This window comes from Candidatus Oleimmundimicrobium sp., from assembly GCF_030651595.1.
In the GTDB taxonomy this organism is placed as follows: Bacteria; Actinomycetota; Aquicultoria; order UBA3085; family Oleimmundimicrobiaceae; genus JAUSCH01.
The window spans coordinates 50,007-76,087 of the sequence record NZ_JAUSCH010000004.1 but is presented as its reverse complement, the minus strand read 5'-3'; the positions used below and the strand labels follow the sequence as shown (position 1 = coordinate 76,087).

Below are 26,081 nucleotides of genomic sequence, written 5' to 3'. Positions count from 1 at the left end.
TTTCGGTTAAACCTTATTTAATTCAAATGTGAGTTGTTTTATTTTTTTGGGGGATTTTATAGGTAGCTCCCCTTGAGTCTTATTAGTTTTTACCTTTGCTCCACTTTGTAATCGTTTCTTTGTTGTCCTTAATTTGCCACTTGATTTAAGTATAAAATTTGCAAGATCTTCTGAACCATGAAAAGAAACTACGCTATATCTTTTTAATCGGCCATCATTCTCCGATTTTATAACACCTGTTTTCTCAAGTATATTTAACTCTCTCCATATCGCTTTATGATCTAAGCCGGTAATTTTCTGTAAAAGTCTGCCGTAATAATGTGTTTCAGGATTTAAAAATATAACTTCAAGCAATTTAGCCCTAACTTTCGAGCCTAAAAGCTCTTCTGCAACATTCATTGAAACCTCCCCAAAAAAGTTCATATCACAATATAATGCTTTGTGGAAACAAGGCGTCGATGATTTATTTGGATATTCGCGTTTCAATTTCGATTATTGACGCCAATCTTTTACATTCTTCTGAATCCGATTTTTTTAGATTATTTAAAAGAATTTTTTGTTCTTGATTGTTTAATTTTAAAAGCACTTTCTCTTTATTTTTATAATATTTTTTTAGCCATTGATAAACTTTTTCTGCTATTTTATCAACACTGAAATTTTCATCGATAATTTGTTTTGATATAGCTATAAATTTCATTAACTGAGCATATTCTTGCTTCTCGCGATTGAAAATTTTTGGTTGTTGGCCAACAAAAGTTTTATTGATTGTAGCTTTTGAATTTTTAGTAACTGTTTTTGATTCTTTACCCTTAAACACTTTATACTCCTTTCATTCTTTTACATCCCCTATTAACCTCAAGTTTAGCAAATTATAAGAAAAATGTTTATATTATTAACAATAAGGCCATCAATTCTTTTTAAGCCCCACGTTAAAAACATCATTGAAGCCGGTTTGAATTTTTTGCAACTTTTTCAGTCCGGCCTTTTTACATTAAAAGGAGATTTTTCACCAAAAACTTCAAAAGAGCTCAAGATATATTCATTAAATTAAGCCTTCTTTGTTTAGCTTAAGGTTTTCACTCGCATATAAGTTTACCTAACTTAATCTAAGTATATAGTTCCACTAGCCAGGTTATTGTGTTTATAAATTGGCTTCTTTCCTTAAAACATCGGCCATGTCGGTTTTTTCCCACGCAAAATCCTTATCGTTCCGCCCGAAGTGACCATAGCATGCTGTTTTTTTGTAAATTGGCCTTCTTAAATCAAATTTATTTATTATTGCAGCCGGTCGACAATCAAAATATTCACCTATTAGTTCCTCAATTTTATTGGGATCAATTTTAGCAGTTCCAAAACACTCAGCCATAATTGACACAGGACGTGCAACCCCAATAGCGTACGCCAATTGAACCTCACATTTGTCGGCCAACTCCGCTGCCACTATATTCTTTGCTATATAACGAGCCATGTAATGACCGGACCTATCCACTTTGGTTGGGTCTTTACCGGAAAAACAACCTCCACCTGTCCTTGCTGCTCCACCATATGTGTCAACTATAATTTTTCTTCCAGTTAATCCTGTATCTGCAGAGGGGCCACCCAATACAAATTTTCCGGTAGGATTGATAAAAATCTTAACGTTGTCGTAATCAATATAATCTTCAGGTATGACAGGTTTTAATACATGGTCAATTATGTCCGGTGTTAAAATTGTGTCCACTTCAACATCTGGTCGATGCTGAGCAGCTATAACAACCGTGTTAACCATAAGCGGCTTCCCGTCTTCGTACTCCATAGTTACTTGAGTTTTACCATCAGGTCTTAAATAAGGAAGTATTTTAGACTTTCTAACTTCTGCTAACCTATGCGCAAGTTTATGAGCAAGCATGATTGGCATAGGCATAAGCTCTGGGGTTTCCTTGCACGCATATCCAACCATCATGCCTTGGTCCCCTGCTCCAACATCGTTTAAGTTATTATCGTTAGCTTTCCCGACTCTCTCTTCATAAGCACAATTCACCCCTTGTGCTATATCGGGTGATTGGGGGTCAATTGTCACCATAATGCCACAAGTATCGCCATCAAATCCATATTTAGCTCTTGTATAACCTACCTCTTTTATTGTATTCCTAACTATTTCCGGAATTTCTACATAAGTATTTGTTGTAATCTCACCGCCTACGACAACTAAGCCGGTAGTTAAAAATGTTTCACAAGCTACTCTGGCCATCGGGTCGGAGGAAATAATACCATCTAAAATAGCATCTGAGATTTGATCTGCTAATTTATCAGGATGCCCTTCTGTTACTGATTCCGAAGTAAATAAATAATGCCTTTTCTTCATTTAAATCTCCCCTCAGTTTTTTTTATTTTTTTAACTAAAAAACCCTCTTTTCCAAAAGAAAAAGAGGGTTTTGTCAATTTGTATAAATTCTACAAATTTTTAATTCCCTCTTATCTCTCAGGTTCCTCTGTAGGAATTGGCACCACACTCATTGAGTAGGTTGCCGAGGTTTCACAGGGCCGGTCCCTCCACCTCTCTAGATAAGAGTTCTTTTTAACTTAAAAAACAGTACCAAATTTTTTACAAACAGTCAAGCTGGGCAGGAGATAAAACAATCCCGGAAACATAGGAAAAACAGATAAGAATTAATTATTCATCTTGGTGGAGAAGGGGTAGTGTGTCTTTTAAATGTGCCTTCAATCGTATTATGGTTTTTGTGTGAATTTGAGATATTCTAGATTCAGTAACCCTCATAACTTCACCAATCTCTTTTAAGGTCAATCCTTCATAATAATAAAGAGCAATAATTGTTTTTTCTCTTTTAGGTAAACCCTCAATAACTTTGGTTAAAACTTGTTTGAGTTCTTCTAATTCAAGCACCTTTAGGGGGTCGTTGCTTTTAGTATCTTTTAATGTGTTAATTAAATTTACTTGGTCATCTTTCGTTCCATCAATATGCCAGAATTCTTCTAAAGCAATCTGTGAAGTATAGCTTAGCTGGGTGTAAGTATCATGCAAATCTTTTACCGAAAACCCCATCTCTTCGGCAACTTCTTCATCCGTTGGCATACGTTTAAATTTGTTTTCGAGGTCAATGTATATTTTTTCAAGTTGTTTTTCTTTACGTCTAACTGAGCGGGGAACCCAGTCAATTGAACGCAGCTCATCAATCATTGCTCCTCTAATTCGCGAGATAGCATATGTTTCAAATTTAATATTTTTTGTGGGGTCAAATTTTTCAATGGCATCTATAAGCCCAAACATTCCATAACTTATAAGATCAGCTTTCTCAATATTTCGAGGTAGACCCATAGAAACACGTCCAGCAACATATTTAACTAATGGTGCATAATTTAAGACTAATTTATCTTTAATGTCTCGAGACTTTTCTTCTTTATATTTAAACCAAATTTCATCTATGGCAGAATTTTCTTTTTTTTCCACCGTACCCCTCCATTTAAAATTTAAGCTCTTGGGTGAGTTTGTAAATAAATCTCTTTTAACTTAGCTTTGCTTAATTGAGTATAAATTTGAGTAGATGATAAATCAACATGACCCAAAAGCTCTTGAATTGAACGCAAGTCAGCTCCAGATTCTAAAAGATGCGTTGCAAACGTGTGCCGCAAAACATGAGGAGTTATCCCAATTTCAACCCCAGTTTGTTTAACATATTTTTTTAAAATTCGCCTTACTGCTCCATCCGATAATCTCTCTCCTAACCGATTTAAAAGAAGTGCCTTCTTCTCCTTGTTTTTTAAAAGTTCCTTTCTTCCATTTGATAAATAATATTTGACAGAGTTTAGCGCTGTTTGATTAATGGGAACCACTCTTTCTTTTCTTCCTTTACCAAATACCCTAATTTCTTGCTGACTAAAATTAACATCATCAACATCTAACCCAACCAGTTCACTTACCCTTACTCCTGTTCCATAGAGAATCTCTAACAAGGCTTTGTCCCTTTGCCCAAAAGATTTATTTCTATTAGGTGCATTTAAAAGAATCTCTATTACTTCCATGCGTAGTGACTTAGGAAGTTTTTTATTTAGTTTTGGATAAGAAATTAAAGGTGCCGGATTAGATTGTACCAAACCCTCTCGTTGAAGAAACCCAAAAAGTGAACGAACCGCAGTAAGCTTGCGAGCAATACTTGTTCTAGCGTAACCTAAGGTTTGTAAATAGGCTAAATATTTTCTTAAAGAAAGATAATTAACCTGCTTTATTGAAAGCCCTCCTCTTTGTAGATAGCTCAAAAATTGTTTTAAATCGGCCTCGTAAGCACTTATCGTGTGCCTCGACATATTTCTTTCTGCGGAAAGATATTGTAAAAAAGTATCAATTAATTTGTTCATAAGCTCCCAATTTTTTGGAATTGATGTCAACTGTCATGTATCGGTCTAACAACTGATCTCACGAAATTCTAAGATAGTTCTTCCCAATATCGTGTTTAACGAAACCCTTTATTTCCAACGTTGTAAGCGCAATTGCTGCCTCAGAAGAACTTAAACCCAACTCTCTTGTTATCTCATCAATATGCTTTAGATCCCAACCTATATAGCCCAGAACCTTCTCTTCTTTTTCACTAAGTTCTTTAACAGATTTTGTTTTTGGAGTTAAAACATAATTTAAACCTAATGCTTCAACAATATCCTCTGCGCTTTCAATTAGGCAAGCCCCACTTTTTAATAGCTTATGCGGACCCCGAGCTAAATTATTTTTCGGATTTCCCGGAACAGCAAAAACTTCTCTACCTTGTTCTAAAGCAAAATCAGCAGTTATTAAGGCGCCGCTTTTTTCAGACGCCTCGACCACAACTATCCCGCGCGTTAGTCCGCTAATTATTCGATTTCTTGCTGGAAAATTCCATTTTAAAGGTTTAGTTTTAATTCGATATTCCGAAATTAAACTACCTTGTTTAGAGATGGCTTCATAAATTAATTTGTTTTCAGATGGATAAACAACATCGAGCCCGCACCCTAAAACCCCAATCGTGCTCCCTTTGCCCCTTAGGGCTCCTCTGTGCGCCGCACTATCGATCCCTCTCGCAACCCCGCTCACTACAGTTATGCCCATTTCTGAAAGATTTGAAGCCAGCTCTTCGGCAAACGCTCTCCCATAAGCAGAAGCACGTCTTGAACCAACTACAGCCACAGCTTGCGAATAACTTTTTATTAAATTACCCTTAAAAAAAAGAACAGGTGGCGGACTGTGTATTTCTTTAAGTAGCGCGGGATAGTCTTTATCAAAAATTGTTAAAATATCAATTCCCAAATTTTTATATTTTTGCCACCAAAAATCCAAATCAACTTCTGCTCTCTCTTTTATTATTGCCTCTGCTACTTTAAGATTTATCCCCTCTATCTTAAGAAAATCACTACTTTTGGCCGACCAAACTTCTTCTGCTGTTCCAAAATAATCTATTACTTTTGAAACCCTCGAATCCAACACAGGCATAAGTTTTAATCCAAGCCAATATTTTTTTTCCATCTCATTGTCCTCTAAAATTAACTATAATAGTTGGTTATATTATCAAAACTTCTGTACTGCAATGCTTCTGCCAGGTGCTCAATTTCAATCATTTCTTCCCCCGCTAAATCAGCAATAGTCTTACTTACTTTTAAAACTTTATCGTAAGCCCGACCGCTTAAACCTAATTTATCAATTGCATTTTCTAAAAAATCCTGCGCTGCGTCTGAGGGCTTACAATGGTTTTTTATAATACGAGGGTTCATTTGAGCGTTACATGTGATGTTTGTCTTTCCAGCACGCACTTGTTGACGCTCACGTGCCTTTTGAACTCGCCTTCTAATTTTTTCTGATGATTCGCCAGCCAAAGTTTGGACAAGCTCTTTTTTTGTAAGACGAGGAACTTCAATTTGAATGTCAATTCTGTCTAATAATGGCCCTGATATTTTTCCGACATACTGTCTAATATGAGAAGGTAAACACTTACATTCTCTCACCTTATCGCCTAAATATCCGCACCTGCAAGGGTTCATGGCCGCCACTAACATAAAACTTGCCGGAAAAGTCAGAGTAGATGACGCACGTGAAATAGTTACCAGGCCATCTTCTAAGGGTTGACGTAAAACTTCGAGAGCATTTCTACTAAACTCTGGAAATTCATCAAGAAACAAGACTCCGTTATGGCTTAAGCTTATCTCCCCCGGGCGGGGATATTGTCCCCCTCCTACTAATCCTGCCGTAGAAATTGTATGATGAGGCGACCTAAACGGCCGCGTGGCCACTAATGCCTGTTTTGACAAGAGCGCTCCGGCAACACTATAAATTTTAGTTACATCAATTGCTTCTTCAAAAGTCATGTTCGGCATTATGCTGGGCATTCTTTTGGCCAGCATAGTTTTGCCCGAACCAGGCGGCCCAATCATTAAAACGTTATGGCCACCTGCGGCTGCAATTTCGAGAGCCCGTTTAGCTTGCTCTTGTCCTTTAATATCAGAAAAATCTAATTCGTACTGTAAAGAACTTTTGAAAAATTCATCAAAATCTTCATTCATGGGTACAATTTCTTTTTTGCCGGAAAAATAATCAACAACTTCACGCAATGATGAAACGGGAATTACCTCAAGCTCTTTAATTAAGGCTGCTTCTTTCGCGTTTTCTTTTGGTACGATAAGCCCTTTCTTTTTTTCCTCTCTTGCACAAAGAGCCATCGATAAAACACCATTTACGGGCCTTATTTTGCCAGTCAAAGAAAGTTCTCCGACAAATAAATAATCCGATAATTTCTCACTTGAAAGTTGCTTTGTTGCTGATAAAATCCCTAAGGCAATAGGTAAATCAAAAGAAGGACCTTCTTTTCGAATGTCAGCTGGGGCTAAATTTACGGTTATTCTTTTTAATGGAAATTCGAATTCGGAATTTGCAATTCCGGCCCTTACTCTCTCACGCGATTCTTGTATAGCTGTGTCAGGCAATCCAACAATACTGAAGGCAGGCAATCCCTTTGAAATATCTACTTCGACATTGATTGACATAGCTTCCATTCCTAGAACCGAACAACTCTCAATTTTTGCTAACAATGTTGCCCCTCTCCTTAAAATGCATTTTCAATATGTTCAATTGCAGGTTTCTTGTCTTCAAAAAGGATAGAAATTACATCAAAACGATAGTTTAATTTATCATCTTGATTATTGACTATATAGCTTTCAGCAAGACGCCGCAAACGTTCTTGCTTGTAAATTGTTACCGCCTCAAAAGGTTCACCAAATTCTCGGCTTGAACGCGTCTTAACTTCGATAAAGATTAAATACTCGTTCTTTTGAGCAATTATATCTATCTCGCCAATTTTGCAGCGATAGTTGCATTGTAAGATATTATATCCTTTACGCTTAAGATACCGGCAAGCCAATTTTTCCCCTTTATTGCCCAGAAAGCTCAAAAATCCTCCTTTTGAAATTTGTTTATGGAGTCCCACAGGCAAACCCGTAATACCCTTATGCTCTGCGTTGAAGGATAACTCTCCGAACAGGAGCAAAAGATTTTCGATGTATATCGCAAAGCCCATAATTCATTATGGCGTTTAAGTGTTCTTTGGTGCAATAACCTTTATGCCGATCAAATCCGTAGTTTGGATACTTTTCATGATACTCACACATGAGCTCGTCTCTTGTAACTTTTGCAATAATTGAAGCAGCCGCAATTGAAATACTTCTTTCATCCCCTTTTTTAAGTACAAGAAAAGAACCGTTTAAACCAAGAGGTGAAAAACCGTCAATTAACGAATACTCGGGCTCCGGATTTAAACTTAAAATAGCTTGTCCGAGAGCTTTTAAGTTCGCTTTATGAACACCGAATCTATCTATTTCTTCTGGTTGAACAATGATTATACTTGTAGCAATTGCAATTTTTTTAATCTCATTAAAAAAGAGCACTCTTTTCTTATGAGAAAGTTGTTTGCTCTCTTTAAGATTTGGAATATAAACGTCCTTGGGTAGGATAACTGCTGCGGCCACCAATGGCCCGGCCATACAACCCCGGCCTACTTCGTCCGCACCAGCTATTAGTGAAAATTCTTCTTTCTGTAATTGTTTTTCGAATTTGAAAAGTTCGTTAAAGTTTTCAGGCATTCCTCTGTCCGTTTCGTAGTTGCTAAATTGAGAATTGTCCATCTCTTTTGGTTATTACTTTTGTTCCCTTATTAATTATGATAATTCGATATATATCAAAAACGTCCTTCTGAAAATCGATGCAATATTAATATATCAAATTTACCGTATAAAATGGTCAATAAATAACAAACGCGCTTCCCAAAATACTCTCATTTTTAACGAAACTATAATTACTCATGTTCTCTTCTTTAAATCATAAGTTTTTCTAATTGGCTCATTGTCTATAAAAATTCAACATTATAACTTATGAAAAAACTTTAACTAAAAATAAAAAAGAACTCTACCTAATTTGGCTAATTTCGAGTTCTTTTTAAACATCTATTCGTTTTTAAACGTCTATTCTGACTTACAAATTACATTCTTTTTTCTTTTAATCTAGCACGCTTACCTATCCTGTTTCGCAAATAATACAATTTGGAGCGACGAACGTGCCCTTTGCTTAACGATTCAATTTTTACAATTTTTGGAGAGTGAACAGGAAATGTTTTTTCCACCCCTACGCCAAAAGAAATTTTTCTCACTGTAAAGGTTTCTCTAGATTTGCCTTTTTGCTTACGAATTACTATCCCTTTAAAAACCTGGATTCTTTCTTTCCCGCCCTCAGCTATTTTAACGTGAACATTAACTGTGTCACCAACTCGAACATTTGGCAAATCAGTACGCATTTGTTCATTCTCTAAAGATTCAATTATGTTCGCCATTTCTACCTCCTCAAAATCATAAAAAAAAATTATAACACAACCGTTGGTTTTCATGTCAACATTTTATAAGTTTTCTTTCTTTATCTCACTTAACAATTTTTTATCATCTTCAGTTAAAACCACTTTTTCCAAAAGATCTGAACGTTTCTTTAGTGTTCTTTCCAATGATTTTTTCCTTCGCCATTTAGCAATCTCTGCATGATTGCCGCTCAATAAAATTTGTGGGACATTAAGTCCCATAAAGTTATTTGGGCGAGTGTACTGGGGATATTCCAATAGTCCATCGGTAAAAGACTCTTCTTTAAGTGACATCTCGCTTCCCAAAACACCCGGCAACAAACGAGTCACCGCGTCCATAAAAATCATTGCAGGTAATTCACCACCGGAAACTATAAAATCGCCTATTGAAACTTCATCGGTTACTAAATTCTCCCGCACACGCTCATCTATCCCCTCATAACGAGGACAAAGCAAAATCAACCTTTTCTCTTTGGAAAATTCCACAATTTTCTTTTGTTTTAAGGTTACGCCCTGTGGGGTAAATAAAATAACTCTGCAAAATCTCTTTAAATCGTTTAAATTGCACCCTGCAATTGCTTGAACGGCCTCGAAAAAGGCCTCTGGTTTCATAACCATCCCAGGACCACCGCCGTATGGCACATCATCAACCTGTTTGTGTTTGTCATGTGTAAAATCGCGGAGATTATGAACGTTAACTTTTAAAATATTTTTTTTAAGAGCTATTGGGATAATTCCGGCACTCAATGCACAGTTAAAAATTTCAGGAAAGATGGTGATTATATCAATTTGCAATTTCAGTCACTCCAATAAGCCTTCTAACGGCTCTATCACCATTCGCTTATTCTTTAAATCGATCTCCTTGACAACATCTTTAATGGCAGGAATAAATTTTTCTTTGCCTTTAAATTTGACAACATAAACATCATTGCTGCCGGTTTTTATTATTTCGGTTATATAACCAATAAATTTCTTATTTAAAGTTATAACCTTTAGTCCGATTATTTCATGTTGCCAATATGTCCCTTTTGGAAGAGAGCACGCATTTTCCTCTAAAACTTGGAGCAATAACCCTTTAAGCTTCTCCGCGTCTTTACGATTATCTACCCCATTAAATTTAAGGATAATATTTTTAGAGGTCCCTTTGGTCCATTCGATTTTTAACTTGTCGATTTCAGGTGACGGTGGATAAATATAAACTGATAAACCTGCTTTAAAACGAGCAGGAAAATCTGTAAGACTTAAAATTTTTACTTCGCCTCTTAACCCATGCGCCCCAACAATTTTGCCAATTGTTAAAAAGGTTGGTTTCAATGGCTCCCCTTAACCAAAAATTCGTTTTCCTAATCTAATATCTCAACCATTGCTTTCTTGCCTTCTTTTGTTGCAGACGCCTTAATTACCGTTCTCAACGCTTTAGCAATTCGCCCTTCTTTTCCGATAACCTTGCCTATATCATCAGGAGCAACCCGTAACTGTAATATCACAGATTTTTCACCTTCTATTTGGCTTACTTTTACTTCTTCCGGTTTATCAACAAGAGCTTTAGCAAGAATCTCTAACAATTCTTTCATCACAATACCCCCTACTTGGACTTACTGTTTTCGAATTCCTCGCGAATCCCCGTAATATTCAAAAGTTTTTCGACTGTATTGGTAGGTTGCGCGCCTTGAGAAAGCCATTTCAACGCCTTATCTTTATTTAACTCTATTAAAGATGGCTCGTTTCTAGGATTATAACGACCAACGATTTCAATAAATCTGCCATCTCGTGGCATTCTGGAATCAGCTGCTACAATTCTATAAAAGGGCTTTTTTTTGCTTCCTGCTCTAGTTAGTCTTAGTTTAACTGACAAATCTTCACCTCCTTTTAAACATTGAAAAAGGGCAATATTTTTTTACCAATTTTAGCACGAGAACCAAAATTACTAAATTGTTTCATCATTTTTTTTGTTTCGTTGAACTGTTTTAATAATCGATTCACTTCTCTAGTGTTTGTCCCGCTTCCATTGGCAACTCTCAACCGCCTGCTTCCACTCATTATTTTTGGATTTCTTCGCTCATCTAAAGTCATTGATTTTATTATTGCTTCTACTTTCTTAATTTGCTTCTCATTAAGCCCACTAAGTGCATTCTTGGGCAATCCCGGAGATTTTGGCAACATACTCAAAACTTGGTCAAAAGAGCCCATGTTTTTAATTTGCTGTATTTGAGATAAAAAATCGTCCAAGGTAAATTCCTGTTTTCGAATTTTTTCAGCTAGGGATGCGGCCTCTTCCTCATTAAAAGTCGTCTCCGCCTTTTCAATTAAAGTAAGAACGTCGCCCATGCCTAAAATCCTGCTTGCCATTCTATCAGGATAAAAAGTTTGAAGACTATCAAGTTTTTCTCCTAAACTTACAAATTTTATAGGCTTGCCCGTTACCGCTCTTATGGAAAGGGCTGCTCCACCTCGGGCATCGCCGTCAAGTTTTGTTAAAATTAATCCGTCAAAATCTATCTTTTCTTGAAAAGATACGGCAATATTTACAGCATCTTGGCCTGTCATAGCATCAACAACAAGCAATATTTGATGTGGACGCACTGTCTTTTTTACGGTTTTTAATTCTTCCATCATTCCATCATCAATGTGAAGTCTTCCGGCCGTATCAATTATGATTACATCACTGCCCTGAGCAATTCCCTGTTTTATACCGGAACGAGCAATTTCCTCACATTTACGACTTTTTTTATCAGAATAAACCAAAACACCCAGTTCTTTGCTTAAACTCTCTAATTGGTCAATGGCCGCAGGACGATAAATGTCGGCAGCCACAAGAAAGGGGATTTTACCCATATTCTTTAAATAACTGGCTAATTTTGCAGCCGAAGTAGTTTTTCCAGAACCCTGAAGCCCAACCAGCATATATATCGTGGGCGATTTTGAGGCAAAAGTAATTTTGCTAGGTACTCCACCCATTAACTCCGTTAACTCCTCATTAACAATTTTAATAACTTGTTGGCCGGGAGCTAAACTCTTCATAACCTCAGTCCCAACAGCTCGTTCTTTAATTTTTGCAATTAGGTCTTTAACGACTTTAAAGTTTACATCTGCTTCCAAAAGAGCAAGCTTAATCTCTCTTAAAGCTTCTTCAACTTGTTTTTCATTAAGCCGTCCATGTGTTTTTAATTTATAAAATATGTTCTGCAATTTCGCGGATAAACTTTCAAACATTAACTCTCCTAAAAATTAAAATTACCTGGCTATCAAACTTGAAATATTACAAAAGGATAAGGTGTCTGTCAAACAAAATTATTTATTCAAAGAAGGCATCTACAAACTCTTGAGGATTAAAATCTTGCAAATCTTCAGGTTTTTCTCCCACCCCTATAAACCAAATTGGAATATTAAGTTCCTCTTCTATAGCTACAACTATACCACCTTTAGCGGTACCATCCAACTTTGTCAATATTATGGCATCAAGGTCAAGAGCATCATTAAAAAGTTTAGCTTGCGAGATTCCATTCTGGCCAGTTGTAGCATCCATAACTAAAACTGTCTTAACTGTGCCATCAGAAGCCTCTCTCAAGGTAACTTTTTTTATCTTTTTTAACTCTTCCATTAAGTTAATGTTAGTATGTAATCTTCCAGCTGTATCAACTAAAACAATATCGGCTTCCCTGGCCCGCGCCGCACTTATTGCATCGAACACAACTGCCGCCGGATCGCCGCCTCTTTGGTGCTTAATAACGTCTACGCCCAATCGTGTTCCCCATTCTTGCAGCTGCTCAATTGCAGCTGCTCTAAAAGTATCAGCTGCGGCAAAAATTACTTTATCTCCGGAATTAATAAATTTGTTTGCCATCTTAGCCAAGGTGGTGGTTTTTCCAACCCCATTTACCCCAACAAGGAGCAAAATATTTAAAGAGCCTTTATTTATAACACCATCATTCTTTACAGTTAAAATTTTTACTATTTCTCTTTTAAATAAGTCCTTCAATTCTTCCGGGTTTTTTATATTTAGTTTTTTAGCCTGATTTTTTAGTTCATTTAGAATTTTTGTAGTTGCTCCGATTCCTATATCGGCTCGGATTAGTGCTTCCTCTATATTTTCCCAAAAATTCTCATCAATTGAAGCCCGGCTAAACAGGCCGGTAAATTGTCCCAGCAAGCCCTCTCTGCTCTTTTTTAAGCCGTTTTTTAATTTGTTGAACACTTAATTCTCCCATCCTTTAACTAACTTTGTTTTCTCTTTCAAAATCATTCATTTTTTGAGAAACAAGTTTTGAAACACCATCTGCCTGCATGGTAACACCATAAAGACAATCCGCTACCTCCATGGTTCTTCTTTGATGAGTAATTATTAAAAATTGCGTATCGCTCTTCTCTTTATCAAGAAGAGCGATAAAACGCTGTAAATTGACATCATCCAAAGCAGGCTCCACTTCATCAAGCAGATAAAATGGACTTGGTTTCGTGTGATAAATCGCGAATAGAAGCGTTAATGCAACTAGCGATTTTTCCCCTCCGGATAAAAGAGTCATCCTTTGAAGATGTTTGCCCATAGGATGCACTTCAATTTCGACACCCGTTGTTAGATGATTTTCTTCATCAGTCAATAAAAGCCTGGCTCTTCCTCCCGAAAAAAGATATGAAAAAATATTTTGAAAGCTGTCATTCACCTCATTAAAGGTTTCTAAAAATCTGTCTTTCATTTTTTGTTCAATTATTTTAACTACTCTTTCAAGTGCTTTTCCACTTTTTTTTAAGTCAGAAATTTGGTCTTTTAAGAACTTATGCCTATCCTCAAGCGCTGAGTATTCTCTAACGGCAATTTGGTTTGTCGGTCCCAAACTTGCCAGTTTTGCTTCAATTTTTTCTATTTTTTCTTTACATTCTTTTTTATTTAAATTCTCCCGGCAAGCTTTTAAGGCTTTTTTCAGCGAGATATTATATTCATTAACAATCTTATCGGTTGATCCGGTAATTTTGAGTTTAAGTTCAGCACATTCAACCTCAATTTCTTTAATTCTGTTTTGAGTAATATCAATTTCATTGCTTAATGGAATAACTTCAGTTTGTAATAACTTGTATTTTTCACGTAATTTTTTAGTATCCATTTTTTCGTCAAGCACAAGAGATTCAAGTTTTTTATCCCATTTTTTAGCCTCGTTAAATAAAGTTACAAACAGTTCGTGAAGAGGTTGAATCCGCTCCCTTAGATTCTCCATAATTTTAACGGTTTTATTCTTTGATTCAAGAGTTTGATTAAATTCATTGATATCGTCTACAATAACCTTGCATTGTTTTTCAATAAAAGTTAACTGCTCTAAAAATGATTCTTTCTCAGTTCTAAATCTTGCATGTTCATTGCTAAGCTTATTTTTCTCAACAAAGTACTTTTGTTTATCGGCCTCTGCTTTTTTAATAGAGGACTCAATAACAGCAATTTCTTTCTTTAGCAACTTATTTTTGTCCTTCAAAACCTCAATTTTTTTCATATCAAAAGAAATCTTCTTTTTCGCTTGCTCATTTTGAAATAAAAGATCTTCCATCTCTTTTGTCTTCTTCGTAATTAGTTCTTTTAAATACAACAAATCGCTAACCATATTTTGCCTTTTGTCTTTTACTAGCCGCACCTCTTCTATGAGATTGCCTTTCTCATTAACAGCCAATTCAAGGTCTAATTGAGACTGTTGTATTTTCTTCTTCATCTTCGTTAAGCTGTTTGCTAAAGTTTTTTCGTCTTTTTTTAATTCTGCTAAAATCCTTTTGCGGTAAAGTGGGGTTGTGCGAGGTGGATTCCCACCTTTTATTATTCCTTTAGGGGAAACAACTTCACCAGACAAAGTAACAAACAGAGAGTTGTTAGAGTATTTTTCGACTGCATCTATTGCAATATCCAAATTGTCAACTATAAACACATTTCCTAAAATTGCTTGAACCGCAGATTCTATCTTTTTTGGGTACTTAACAACATCCATCGCTGAAATTGCTTTAAAATCTCCAGTCAGCGACACAGGGGCTCGTTTAAAACCTTTTAAAGGGATTATGGAAACGATATCTTGCTCGGACTGATTTAAAACATTAATAACATCCTTGGCTACGCTAATATCATTTGCAATTACACCATACATGTTTTCACTTAACGCTGACTCAATTGCTTTTTCGTATCTTTTATCGATATCAAGCAGGTCCCCCACTATTCCGTTTAAACCTGAAGTCTCTTTTTCAAGAATTAGCCAGGTTACACTTTCCGGGTAGCCAATTAATTTTTTTTCAACTTCCTCTAAGGCGGAAATTTTTGTTTTTATCTTGTAAATATCCCCTTCTCTTTCTTTAAGCTGAGATTCAAGGTCATTTAAATTAACTAAACAATTTGAAGCCCTGTTTTCGGTTTCATGAAGAAAATTATTTAATTCGGTTAGTTTAGATTCAATTGAAACTTTTTCTTTTTCCTTTTTTTCCAAACTCTTAAATAAAGTGTTCTTTTCGTTTTCTAAAACCGCTACTTTTTCTATGACAAACTTGTCTTCCATTTTACTTGCGTTAAGTGAATCCGATAAAACCTTGATTTCTTTCTCATTGCTTTCTAACTGCTTATTTTTCTCACCGTTTTTCTTTTTAAAATCAATTAATTTTTTATCTGTTTGTTCTGTATTTTTTTGCCATATCTCATTGCTTTTTTTTATTTGAATAATTTTACCACTAACGTCATCAATATCTTTCTTAATCTCGCTTATTCTAGAGATAACTTCATCCAACTCTTTAGACTTGTTGTTTTTGTGCCTCTCGTCCTGGTAAATTTGCCCTCTAATATCACTCATTTTTTCAATAAGATGCTTACCCTTCTCTTCCAAAAGCAAGAGCCCCGTATTAAGTCTTTCAATAATCCCTTTTAGCCTGTGTCGGTATTCGCCAATATCGCCTACGTAGTCGCCTTTTTCTTCAAGATCTAACTGAATTTTATTAATTTCTTCTTTTTTATCCTTTAATCTTTTCCGTAAAGCAGTCAGTTCGTTGTTTAAACAATTATCTTCATTGGCTACGCTTTTCCAATCGTCTTGAAATTTTTTAAGCTCTGTAGCAGCTAAAGCAATATTCAGGTCTTTTAGCTGGTGTGATAATTTTAAGAACTTTTCTGCTTCAGAGGCTTGTTTTTGAAGGGGCCGAAGTTGCCGCTCAACTTCTCGAAGCACGTCGCGAATTCTTAAAAGATTTTGGTCCATCGCCTGAAGCTTTCGTATAGCTCTTTCTTTTCTTTTTCTATGTTTTAAAACACCTGCAACCTCTTCTATCAAAAGTCTTTTTTCCTCAGGTTTACTGTTTAATATTTCTTCAATCTTCCCCTGGCTTACAATACAGTAAGTTTGTCTTCCCAAACCTGAATCGGACAATAAATCTTGAACATCGAGAAGTCTGCAGATAGAACCATTAATAAAATAATCACTCTCTCCTGAACGTGACATTCTGCGTGTTATTGTTACCTCGGAAAACTCAATTGGAAGCTGCTTATCTGTGTTATCAAGAGTTAATGAAACTTCTGCAATACCAAGTAGCGGACGTGTCGAGCTCCCGGTAAATATTACATCTTCCATTGCAGCGCCACGTAAAGACCTTGGGCTTTGCTCACCTAAAACCCATAAAATAGCATCACTTATATTACTTTTTCCGCTACCATTTGGCCCAACAATAACTGTAATTCCTGGTTCAAATTTTAATGTTGTTTTATCGGCAAATGATTTAAAACCCCTGATGGAAAGAGATTTAAGATACAAATATCTTCCTCCTTTAATCTCAAACTATTTTTACATAATGACACTTCTGCAAAAATTAAATAATAACGAGATTTAATCATCGAAATTCCTGCTCAAACAGTATAAAAAACAATCGTTATTAATATTAAAAACCAAGAACATTGTTCTGCTTTACATTGTCCGCTATCCTCTAATCAATATCTTAAAAACAAATTTCATTCTTTTGTTTTTAACCATGTAGCTTCTGAAGTTTTTGAAGGGCTTCTTTTGCCGCCTCTTGTTCGGCCTTTTTTTTACTTTTACCTTTACCTTTACCCCAAACATGATCTCCAACACCAACTTCAGCAAAAAAAGTTCTATCGTGAACAGACCCTTCTTCTCGAGTTATCTTATATAAAGGCAATATTTGAAATTTTTTCATTGTATATTCCTGAAGATTTGTTTTTAAATCTAAATATTTTTCCTTAGAAGCCTGCCTCTTTATTTCTTCTTGAAAAATCGTTAAAATAAACTCCTTAGTTTTCTCTATCCCCTGGTCTAAATAAACAGCTCCCAAAACTGCTTCCAGACAATCACCTAAAATTGAAACCTGTCTTCTACCGCCTGTAAGTTCAGTCCCTTTACTCATAAAAATATATTTTCCGAGACCTATGTTTTTGGCTAATTTAGCTAATACCTCTGCATTTACAATATTAGCTCGAAGCATTGCCAAATTTCCTTCTTCAAGATTGGGATAGTGATTGTATAAAAAATCAGTTATCACAAGTTCAAGAACAGCGTCGCCTAAAAACTCTAATCGTTCATTCACTTCAACTTCATCATTTGTCTCTGCAGTAAATGATTTGTGGGTTAAAGCAACTTTGAGTAAATTTTTATTAAAAAAAACAAGGCCTAAGCACTGCTCAGCCCTACTTGCCTCGTTGTTATTCAATCTGCCACCACCATTATTAAAAAAATCTCATTTTAACTTGTTTAAGATTAAGTTTTCAATTTTTAATTCATCAATCACTGTGCCGAATTTTAATTTTATAATTAAATAATCTGCTCTTAGACATACTGTACAATCCCCGGCAAATCATCTTCTAAATTCATTAAATCTGTTACTCAATTGCTTTCATTATTATACTAGCGTTATGGCCACCGAAACCTAAAGAATTCGACATGACAACCGAAACCGATTTTTTAATAGCTTTGTTTGGAACGTAATTTAAGTCACATTTTGGATCGGCGTATTCATAATTGATTGTTGGAGGAATAACTTTTTTTTCAATTGAAAGCGCACACGCAATCATCTCAATACCCCCGGCTGCCCCCAAAGTATGACCGGTCATAGATTTTGTTGAACTAACTAAGAGATTGTAGGCATGCTCCCCAAAAACCTTTTTAATAGCCGAAGTTTCAAATTCATCGTTATAGAGAGTTGATGTTCCGTGCGCATTTATATAATCCACTTCTTTAAAGTCCAAACCCGACCCATCAATTGCCTTTTGCATGGCACGAGCTGCCCCTTCGCCAAACGGAGCTGGTGCCGTCATGTGATAGGCATCCCCTGTAGCACCATAACCCACTATCTCAGCATAAATTTGAGCTCCTCTGTTTACAGCGCTTTCAAAGCTTTCTAAAACCACTATTCCCGCACCTTCTGCAATAACAAATCCGTCTCGTTTTGCATCAAATGGCCTGCTTGCTTTGGTTGGCTCATCGTTTCTTGTTGAAAGAGCCCGAGCCGCACAAAAACCTGCAACAGACAGTGGTGTTATTGGGGCTTCTGCCCCACCCGTTATACAAACCTCAGCCGCACCTCGTCTAATAGTCTCAAATGCTTCCCCAATAGCATGTGTTGCGGAGGCACAAGCAGATACGGTACAAAAATTTGGACCTTTTGCCCCCAGAGCAATTGAGACATTGCCAGCCGCAATATCGGAAATCATCATTGGCACAAGAAATGGGCTAACTCTTTTAGGCCCCTTTTGCAATAAAATTTTATGTTGTTCTTCTAACGTTTTTATCCCGCCTATGCCTGACCCTATAATAACTCCAACTTTATCAGCAATTGAGTCTGTTATCTTTAAATTTGCATCTTTAAGAGCTAGTGTTGCAGCCGCCAAAGCAAATTGACAGAATCTATCCATTCTTCGCGCTTCTTTTGCCTCGAGATAATCTTTCGGTTCAAAATTTTTAATCTCGCCCGCTATTCGAGAGCTGAAATCGTTTGAATCAAAAAAAGTTATCTCTCCTATCCCTGATTTTCCCTTAATCAGCGATTCCCAAAAAGCAGTTTTGCCTATACCAATAGAAGTAACAGGCCCAAGGCCGGTAATTACAACTCTTCGGGGCATTCCTTTGCACCTCCAACACTTTCATTAAATTCTTTAATAAGATTAGCAATTATTTTTTTAACCGGAAGAATATCATTTATTTCCCCTACACGCTCACCGCAAAAAATAAGGCCTTTTTCCAGGTCACCCATTCGAGCACTTTCAAGCGCCTGCATAATGCAATAATTTCTCTTGCAGTGTTTTAAGCAAGTTACACATTTTTTTATATCTTTAAAGGTAGGAACTTTGTTCGCAAAAAGATCTTTAACAAATTTTGTTCTTAAAGCTCTTCCGGGCATCCCAACCGGACTTTCAATAATGACAACGTCTTCAGCTTTTGCGTTCACGTATGCTTCTTTCCAGGCCGAAGCCGCGCTGCTCTCATCGCTAGCTGCGAAACGAGTCCCCATTTGAACACCCTTCGCCCCCATAGAAAGCACCCGGGCTATATCTGAACCCTTAAGAATTCCTCCCGCCGCTATTACCGGTATCTTCACACTATTAATAATTCCAGGCAGTATCGATAAAAGAGGTTTATCTGTGCCAAGATGACCGCCTGCTTCTTTCCCTTCAACCACAATAGCCGACGCGCCAAATTTTTCTGCAAGACGAGCTACTCTTTCCGACGAAACAATCGGAACAATTGGAACATTGTTTTCCTTTCCAAGAATAAAAATATCTCTAGAAAAACCGGCACCGGCAACTATTAAATCAACTTTTTCATGTATGGCTGTTGTAACAATATCTTTAAATTCTTTAACCGCGACCATTACGTTTATGCCTACTATTCCATCGGTCAATCTTTTCGCTTTTTTAATTTGCTCTGAAACCTCCGGGGGGTGAATTCCTGAAGCCGCAATCAAACCAATTCCCCCTTCATTGGCTACAGCCGCTGCAAGAGGTGCAAGAGAAATTCTGACAGCCATCCCTCCTTGAACAATGGGAACAGGCGCTCGAAGTTTACCTATTTCCAATACCGGTAATTTCATGCTTCTCTCCTTTATGACTTGTTTTCTATATATTTAATTACCTGGCCGACAGTTGTTATCTTCTCCGCGTCTTCATCAGATATTTCTAAACCAAATTCTTCCTCTAAAGCCATAACCAACTCAACAATATCTAATGAATCTGCTCCGAGATCGTCAACAAAAGATGTCTCAATTTTAATGATATCTTTATCGACTCCTAATTGCTCCGCTATAATTCCCTTAACCTTCTCAAAATTTTCTTGTGACACTTAAATCTCCTCCTTTGAATTAATAAATATAAGTTACATTATCATTCCACCATCAACACTTATAACTTGTCCGGTTATATATCTTGCATCATCTGATGCAAGAAAGGCCACTACATTGGCCACGTCTCTAGGAGAACCAAATTTAGCAAGCGGAATATTCTCCAACACTTTATTTTTTACCTCATCCGATAACCTCTCCGTCATCTTTGTTTGAATAAATCCCGGAGCAACGGCATTGGCCCTAATTCCACGAGAGGCAAACTCTTTTGCCACTGTTTTTGTTAAAGCTATTACACCGGCTTTTGAAGCAGAATAATTTGCCTGCCCCGCGTTGCCGATAAGCCCCACAACAGACGAGAGATTAATTATTACTCCCTCACGCCTTTTTATCATATGTCGCGATACTGCTTTTATACAATTGAATGTCCCTTTTAAGTTTACATTCAATACAGAGTCCCACTCATCCTCTTTCATTCTAATTATAAGGTTATCACGAGTTATTCCTGCATTATTGATTAAAATATCTACCTTGCCCATTTTTTGAATGGCTTGTTCAATTAAGGACGATGCTTCATCAAAAACACTAACATCGGCTTGAATGAAAATTGCCTTCCTGCCCAAATTTTTTATCTTATTAATAAGTGGTTCCGCTTCAACCTCGCTACTGCGAGCATTTACGACGATATCCGCTCCTAATTCAGCAAATTTTAGGCAAATCTCCTTGCCTATTCCTTTTGTGCTGCCCGTAACAAGAGCAACTTTATTTTTAAACGTCACTCTTCACCTCCCTTATCTTGGAAACGGTGGCTTTTAAACTATCAACATCTTCTATATTAAATAAAATTGCTTCAGGTGCAATCCTTCTAACCAGACCCGTTAAAACTTTTTTCGGACCAACTTCGATAAATTTATTGACACCAAAAGTTTGAATTTTTTTAATTAATTGCTCCCAACGAACCGATCCTGTAATTTGGCATTTTAAGGCCTCTTTTAACTCCAATGGATTGGTTGAACTTTCCGCTGTATAATTTGAAACTATGCCACGTCCGGGTTTAGAAAAAGATACTCCATTTAAAACTTCAGAGAATTCAATTTCTGCTTCGTCCATTAATTTAGAGTGAAATCCACCGCTTACCGAAAGTTCAATAACCCTTTTTGCTCCACTTTGCTTTAAGAGATAACTAGCCTCTTTAATAAGCAAGTTCTCTCCCGATACCACAAGTTGCCCTGGACAATTATAATTCGCTATATTAATTATTCCTCTCTTTTTTAGTGGTTCAATTATTTTTTCAACAATTTTTGAATCTAATCCAATAACTGCAGCCATTTTGCCTGGTCTTTTTGAGGCCGCTTTCTCCATAAATTGCGCTCTTTTTTCAACTAGCCGCAAACCGGTTTTAAAATCAATAACATCAGCTGCAACAAGAGCATTATACTCTCCTAGGCTATGTCCGGCCACTATATCTGGCTCTATTCCATTTAATTTTAATGCAACGTAACAAACATGATTAACTGCAAAAATCGCAGGCTGAGTATTAATGGTTTTGCCGAGCTCACTTTCGGGACCCTCAAAACAAATACTTGATATCTTCCTTTTTAAGACTTCATCAGCTTGCCTAAAAATATCGGCTAACTCTTTAATGGACTCCTTTAAATCTTTTCCCATTCCTATATATTGAGAACCTTGTCCTGGAAAGATGAAAGCAATTTTTTTACTCAATCATTAACCCCCGCTAACCTCTTTTAGTTTAGCTGTGATGGCCGGAATTATTTCAAATAAGTCACCAACTATACCATAGTTGGCAACATTAAAAATTGGAGCATCCGGGTCTTTATTTATGGCGACAATATTATCGGCAGTTTGCATACCGGTAAGATGTTGAATAGCTCCGGAAATTCCACAAGCAATATATAGTTTTGGAGAAACAGTCTTGCCGGTTTGTCCAACCTGATGAGAATAGGGTATCCATTCAGCATCAACTGCCGCTCTTGAAGCACCCACAGCTGCCCCTAAAATCGAGGCCATCTCGTGAATAAGCTTAAAATTCTCGGCTTTACCCAGACCCCTTCCACCCGCGACAACAATCTCTGCTTCTTCTAAGTTTACCTTATTATTTAGCTCCTCCATAAAGTCCAACAACTTTACCCTTAAAGAAGTGGGTTTCAATATTGTCTCCTCAATTATTTCACCACTTCTCGTGTCGTCTCTTTGAGCACACTTCATCACTTTGGGTCTAACCGTAGCCATTTGCGGTCTCTTGTTCGGGCAAATTATGGTAGCCATGATATTTCCGCCAAATGCCGGGCGAGTCTGTAATAAAAATTTATTTTTTTTATCAATAGCAAGACTTGTGCAGTCGGCAGTAAGCCCTGTTTCCAAAGTTGCCGCAACTCTGGGAATTAATGAACGCCCAAAAGAAGTTGCCCCGGCTAAAAAAATTTCCGGTTTATGCTCGTGAATTAGTTGAACAAGAGTATTTGCATAAGGTTCATCGAGACGATCTTTCAAGATTGGGTTATCAACAATATAAATCCTATCTGCTCCATAAAATATAAGTTCATTGGCTAAATCGCTAATTTTTTCTCCCAATAAGACGGCAGAAAGCTTAACTCCCAACTCATCGGCCAACTTTCTCCCTTCACCAAGAAGCTCAAAAGCTACTCCGGCTAATTTGCCTTGCTTCTGCTCAGCAAAAACCCAAACTCCCTCATAATCGCCTTCATTGAAAGCTGTTTTCTTTTTCTTTGAGATAGAAATGGCTCCATATTTACAAGCCGAGACACACGCGCCACACAGGGTGCAGTTGTTGTTTATATATGCTTTCTTCTCAACAATATCAATTGCCCCATACATACAAGCTTTTGCGCAGAGTTTACAACCCTTGCATTTGCTCAAATCAACTTTAATACTCAAAAATTCCTCCCGGTAAATAAGGTTTTGGCCCAAAAACTACTTAGATAACCTTTCCCTTTTTTAACTTTTTAATAAGCTTTTCAGCAATTTCCGTTGGTTCTCCCTCTAAAATCTCGCACTTTTTGGAAATCTCTGGAGCAAAAATTCGAACGACTTGGGTTGGAGAGCCGGAAAGACCCGCTCTCTCACTTTCTGCCCCAATATCATTTGCGTTCCATGTTGGTATCTCAGCTTTCTTTGCCTTCATTGTCCCCCGAAGAGATGGCATCCTGGGTTCATTTATCTCTTTTACAACCGTTATCAACAAAGGTGTTTCTGCCTCAATTACTTCGTAACCGTCTTCTACCATTCGCTTAAGTTTGATTTGACCATTTTTTATATTTTCAATTTTGCTCACATATGTGACAACCGGTATTCCTAATTTCTGAGCAACCTCGGGGCCCACCTGTCCCGTGTCTCCATCTATTGTCTGTTTTCCGCAAATTATGAGGTCAAACTGCTCTATCTTTTCTATGCCTTTTGATAAAGTATAAGAAGTTGCGAGGGTATCGGCCCCGGCAAATGCTCTATCCGATAACAAATAAACATCGTCTACACCCATTGCAATTGCCTCCCTTAATGCCTCTGCGGCCTGGGGAGGACCCATGGTTAACACGCTAATATTTCCGCCAACTTTCTCCTTTGTTCTAATTGCTTCTTCCAACGCATACATATCAAACGGGTTAATTATGCTCTTTACCCCTTCTCTTACTAAGGTATTGGTTTCTGGGTCTATCTTTACTTTGGTTGTATCAGGAACCTGTTTTATACAAACGATAATGTTCAAAACCGTCCTCCAAATATCTATTTTTTACCCATATTTTCTTTAATTAATTGCCGGGCAATTACATTCCTCTGAACTTGATTTGTCCCCTCGTAAATTTGAATAATTTTTGCGTCCCTCATCATTTTTTCAACCGGGTACTCACGCATATAACCATAACCACCCATTATTTGAACAGCGTTAATGGTAACTTCCATCGCCATATCAGAAGCAAAGGTTTTAGCCATGGCGGATTCTTTCGAAAAATTCTTAGCTCCACCATCAATCATTTTTGCAGTCGCGTAAACCAGCGCGCGCGCAGCTTCAATTTGAATAGCCATATCTGCAAACATATGCTGGATTACTTGAAATGAAGATATCGGCTTACCAAACTGCATCCTTTGACGCGAATAATCAAGAGCGGCATCGAAGGCTCCTTGAGCAACACCAACGCCTTGAGCTCCAATCCCCGGACGGGTCATATCTAAGGTTCTCATGGCAACTATAAAACCCATTCCTTCTTTTCCTAAAATATTTTCCTTGGGTATTCGACAATTTTCAAAAACCAGCTCTCTTGTTGCCGAGCATCGTATTCCAAGTTTTTTCTCTTTTTTCCCAAACGAAAAGCCAGGCGTTCCTTTTTCAACAATAAAAGCAGTGGCTCCTCGGCTTCCTTTGTTTTTATTTGTCATGGCGATTATCGTGTAAGTTTCCGCTTCGCCACCATTGGTTATCCATTGTTTAGTTCCATTGAGGACGTAAAAATCTCCATCTTTATCGGCTTTTGTTTGAATTGCCGAAGCATCGCTTCCCGCATTGGCTTCCGTTAAACCAAAAGCTCCAAGCTTCTTACCAGATGCTAAATCCGGTAGATACTTTTTCTTCTGGTCTTCTGAGCCAAATAAAAGGATAGGATACGCTCCGAGAACACTTGCCGCATAACTTACTGCCACTCCACAACATGCTTTACTCAACTCTTCAACCGCGAGAACCGTTTCAAAGCAACCGAAACCAATTCCTCCGTATTCTTCCGGCATATAAAGACCAAATAGGTCTGCCTGAGCTAAATCTTTCATAATAGCCCAAGGAAATTCCTCTTCTTCATCTAATTTGGCTCTTACCGGAATCACTTTTTCGTCAGCTATTTTTTTTGCTAGTTCCTTTATCATTTGTTGTTCTTCTGTTAGAAAATAATCCACACCGGCACCCCTTTACCATCATTTACTTTTTTTATACTTAACCCATTTAATCACGTTAGCTCCCCAGGTTAAGCCCGCACCAAAACCAACAAGGAGCAAAATATCTCCCTCGTGTATCTTATTTGCCCTCTGAAGTTCATCAAGAGCAATTGCTATAGAAGCTGTCGATGTGTTTCCGTACTTATCAATATTTTTGATGAGTTTATCAAAACCAACCCCAAATTTCTTAGCAACATTTTCAAGTATTCTTATATTTGCCTGATGAGGAATTATATATTTTACGTCATCTATTGTTAGATTTGCTCTTTTAAGTGCTGCTTTTGTAGCCCGAGGTAATGCTCTGGTTGCAAATTTAAAAACTTCGCTTCCGCTCATTTGGACACAATGAAGTTTTTTTTCAAATGAGTCTTCAGTCGCAGGCAAGCCTGATCCACCAGCCGGAATTTTTAAAAGGTCGGCTCCCTTTCCGTCTGCTGCTAAATAATTTGAGATAATCCCATAACCCTTTTGAACTTTACCAAGGATAACGGCTCCCGCACCATCACCAAATAATACACACGTTGTACGATCAGTCCAATCAAGATGCCTCGAAAGAGCATCGGCTCCAATAACCAGAACTTTTTCGTACATGCCTGTTTCTATAAATTGAGTTCCAATAGTAATTGCATAGATTAATCCCGTACAGCCCGCGGATACATCAAAAGCCGGAATAGTTTTCGCTCCCAATTTTTGTTGAACAAGACAAGATGTCGAGGGCATTAATGTCTCAGGTGAACAGGTTGCCAGGATTATTAAATCAATGTCGGAAACTTCAAGATCGGCATCCAAAAGAGCCTTCTTGCTCGCCTCAACAGCCATATCAGAAATATTAGCATTATCATCAATAATTCTTCGTTCTGAAATACCGGTACGAGTCTTAATCCACTCATCGCTTGTATCTACAATTTTTTCCAAATCAAAATTGGTAAGAACCTTGCTTGGCAAATAAGAACCTGTTCCAATAATCCCGACAGACATTTCTTT

General features: G+C 37.2%; 27 protein-coding genes and 1 riboswitch. All 27 genes read right to left on the bottom strand.

Translation table 11 applies throughout. The features are described from left to right. Positions 1-6: 6 nt before the first annotated feature. The 27 genes from Q7U95_RS00485 to Q7U95_RS00355 all read right to left on the bottom strand — a co-directional run bounded on the left by Q7U95_RS00485 (position 7) and on the right by Q7U95_RS00355 (position 26,075). Positions 7-399, bottom strand: coding sequence for a winged helix-turn-helix domain-containing protein (locus Q7U95_RS00485; protein WP_308751313.1), 393 nt, complete (start codon positions 397-399; stop codon positions 7-9). A 64-nt stretch (positions 400-463) separates the two neighbouring features. After that, complete coding sequence (locus Q7U95_RS00480) at positions 464-817, bottom strand: hypothetical protein (protein WP_308751312.1); 354 nt, start codon at positions 815-817, stop codon at positions 464-466. A 324-nt stretch (positions 818-1,141) separates the two neighbouring features. Continuing rightward, a complete protein-coding gene (gene metK, locus Q7U95_RS00475) occupies positions 1,142-2,344 on the bottom strand; it encodes a methionine adenosyltransferase (RefSeq protein ID WP_308751311.1) in 1,203 nt (400 codons plus the stop codon). 107 nt (positions 2,345-2,451) lie between these two features. Next, positions 2,452-2,551: riboswitch (SAM riboswitch) on the bottom strand. A 102-nt stretch (positions 2,552-2,653) separates the two neighbouring features. Further along, a complete protein-coding gene (gene whiG / locus Q7U95_RS00470; protein WP_308751310.1) occupies positions 2,654-3,448 on the bottom strand; it encodes an RNA polymerase sigma factor WhiG in 795 nt (264 codons plus the stop codon). Positions 3,449-3,468: 20 nt separating this feature from the next. Further along, a complete protein-coding gene (gene xerD / locus Q7U95_RS00465; RefSeq protein WP_308751309.1) occupies positions 3,469-4,353 on the bottom strand; it encodes a site-specific tyrosine recombinase XerD in 885 nt (294 codons plus the stop codon). Positions 4,354-4,411: 58 nt separating this feature from the next. After that, on the bottom strand, positions 4,412-5,488 hold the full coding sequence (gene dprA / locus Q7U95_RS00460) for a DNA-processing protein DprA (RefSeq protein ID WP_308751308.1): 1,077 nt from the start codon (positions 5,486-5,488) through the stop codon (positions 4,412-4,414). 17 nt (positions 5,489-5,505) lie between these two features. Continuing rightward, a complete protein-coding gene (locus Q7U95_RS00455) occupies positions 5,506-7,044 on the bottom strand; it encodes a YifB family Mg chelatase-like AAA ATPase (RefSeq protein ID WP_308751307.1) in 1,539 nt (512 codons plus the stop codon). 14 nt (positions 7,045-7,058) lie between these two features. After that, positions 7,059-7,403, bottom strand: coding sequence for a YraN family protein (locus tag Q7U95_RS00450; protein WP_308751306.1), 345 nt, complete (start codon positions 7,401-7,403; stop codon positions 7,059-7,061). Positions 7,404-7,458: 55 nt separating this feature from the next. After that, on the bottom strand, positions 7,459-8,133 hold the full coding sequence (locus Q7U95_RS00445; protein ID WP_308751305.1) for a ribonuclease HII: 675 nt from the start codon (positions 8,131-8,133) through the stop codon (positions 7,459-7,461). A gap of 353 nt (positions 8,134-8,486) precedes the next feature. Continuing rightward, positions 8,487-8,834 (bottom strand): 50S ribosomal protein L19, encoded by a 348-nt coding sequence (gene rplS / locus Q7U95_RS00440; protein ID WP_308751304.1) that lies wholly within the window; start codon positions 8,832-8,834, stop codon positions 8,487-8,489. Positions 8,835-8,897: 63 nt separating this feature from the next. After that, positions 8,898-9,647, bottom strand: a complete 750-nt coding sequence (trmD, locus tag Q7U95_RS00435; RefSeq protein WP_308751303.1) for a tRNA (guanosine(37)-N1)-methyltransferase TrmD — start codon at positions 9,645-9,647, stop codon at positions 8,898-8,900. Between the two features lie 6 nt (positions 9,648-9,653). Further along, a complete protein-coding gene (gene rimM / locus Q7U95_RS00430) occupies positions 9,654-10,166 on the bottom strand; it encodes a ribosome maturation factor RimM (protein WP_308751302.1) in 513 nt (170 codons plus the stop codon). Between the two features lie 29 nt (positions 10,167-10,195). Then, positions 10,196-10,426: a KH domain-containing protein gene (locus Q7U95_RS00425; RefSeq protein ID WP_308751301.1), complete on the bottom strand. Its 231-nt coding sequence runs from the start codon at positions 10,424-10,426 to the stop codon at positions 10,196-10,198. 11 nt (positions 10,427-10,437) lie between these two features. Then, the gene (gene rpsP / locus Q7U95_RS00420; protein WP_308751300.1) at positions 10,438-10,707 is read right to left on the bottom strand and encodes a 30S ribosomal protein S16; all 270 of its coding nucleotides are present in this window, start codon (positions 10,705-10,707) and stop codon (positions 10,438-10,440) included. Between the two features lie 14 nt (positions 10,708-10,721). Next, positions 10,722-12,065 (bottom strand): signal recognition particle protein, encoded by a 1,344-nt coding sequence (gene ffh / locus Q7U95_RS00415; protein WP_308751299.1) that lies wholly within the window; start codon positions 12,063-12,065, stop codon positions 10,722-10,724. An 82-nt stretch (positions 12,066-12,147) separates the two neighbouring features. Next, positions 12,148-13,047 carry a signal recognition particle-docking protein FtsY gene (gene ftsY / locus Q7U95_RS00410; RefSeq protein ID WP_308751298.1) on the bottom strand — a complete coding sequence of 300 codons (900 nt, stop codon included), beginning with the start codon at positions 13,045-13,047 and terminating at the stop codon, positions 12,148-12,150. Positions 13,048-13,063: 16 nt separating this feature from the next. Next, on the bottom strand, positions 13,064-16,609 hold the full coding sequence (gene smc / locus Q7U95_RS00405) for a chromosome segregation protein SMC (protein WP_308751297.1): 3,546 nt from the start codon (positions 16,607-16,609) through the stop codon (positions 13,064-13,066). A gap of 208 nt (positions 16,610-16,817) precedes the next feature. After that, positions 16,818-17,519, bottom strand: a complete 702-nt coding sequence (rnc, locus tag Q7U95_RS00400) for a ribonuclease III (protein ID WP_308751296.1) — start codon at positions 17,517-17,519, stop codon at positions 16,818-16,820. A 169-nt stretch (positions 17,520-17,688) separates the two neighbouring features. Continuing rightward, on the bottom strand, positions 17,689-18,927 hold the full coding sequence (gene fabF, locus Q7U95_RS00395; RefSeq protein WP_308751295.1) for a beta-ketoacyl-ACP synthase II: 1,239 nt from the start codon (positions 18,925-18,927) through the stop codon (positions 17,689-17,691). Continuing rightward, the gene (locus Q7U95_RS00390) at positions 18,909-19,895 is read right to left on the bottom strand and encodes a nitronate monooxygenase (protein WP_308751294.1); all 987 of its coding nucleotides are present in this window, start codon (positions 19,893-19,895) and stop codon (positions 18,909-18,911) included. The genes fabF and Q7U95_RS00390 overlap by 19 nt, the downstream gene beginning before the upstream one ends. 11 nt (positions 19,896-19,906) lie before the next feature. Beyond that, positions 19,907-20,143 (bottom strand): acyl carrier protein, encoded by a 237-nt coding sequence (gene acpP / locus Q7U95_RS00385; protein WP_308751293.1) that lies wholly within the window; start codon positions 20,141-20,143, stop codon positions 19,907-19,909. A gap of 33 nt (positions 20,144-20,176) precedes the next feature. Continuing rightward, entirely contained in the window at positions 20,177-20,920 is a 744-nt protein-coding gene (gene fabG / locus Q7U95_RS00380; RefSeq protein WP_308751292.1) for a 3-oxoacyl-[acyl-carrier-protein] reductase, read from the bottom strand. Further along, a complete protein-coding gene (gene fabD / locus Q7U95_RS00375; RefSeq protein WP_308751291.1) occupies positions 20,910-21,863 on the bottom strand; it encodes an ACP S-malonyltransferase in 954 nt (317 codons plus the stop codon). Before fabD ends, fabG begins: the two co-directional genes overlap by 11 nt. Positions 21,864-21,866: 3 nt before the next feature. Further along, positions 21,867-23,057 carry an electron transfer flavoprotein subunit alpha gene (locus tag Q7U95_RS00370; RefSeq protein ID WP_308751290.1) on the bottom strand — a complete coding sequence of 397 codons (1,191 nt, stop codon included), beginning with the start codon at positions 23,055-23,057 and terminating at the stop codon, positions 21,867-21,869. Between the two features lie 40 nt (positions 23,058-23,097). Beyond that, complete coding sequence (locus tag Q7U95_RS00365; protein WP_308751289.1) at positions 23,098-23,883, bottom strand: electron transfer flavoprotein subunit beta/FixA family protein; 786 nt, start codon at positions 23,881-23,883, stop codon at positions 23,098-23,100. Between the two features lie 17 nt (positions 23,884-23,900). Continuing rightward, positions 23,901-25,058, bottom strand: a complete 1,158-nt coding sequence (locus tag Q7U95_RS00360) for an acyl-CoA dehydrogenase family protein (RefSeq protein ID WP_308751288.1) — start codon at positions 25,056-25,058, stop codon at positions 23,901-23,903. An 18-nt stretch (positions 25,059-25,076) separates the two neighbouring features. Next, a complete protein-coding gene (locus Q7U95_RS00355) occupies positions 25,077-26,075 on the bottom strand; it encodes a beta-ketoacyl-ACP synthase III (protein WP_308751287.1) in 999 nt (332 codons plus the stop codon). Between the last annotated feature and the right edge of the window lie 6 nt (positions 26,076-26,081).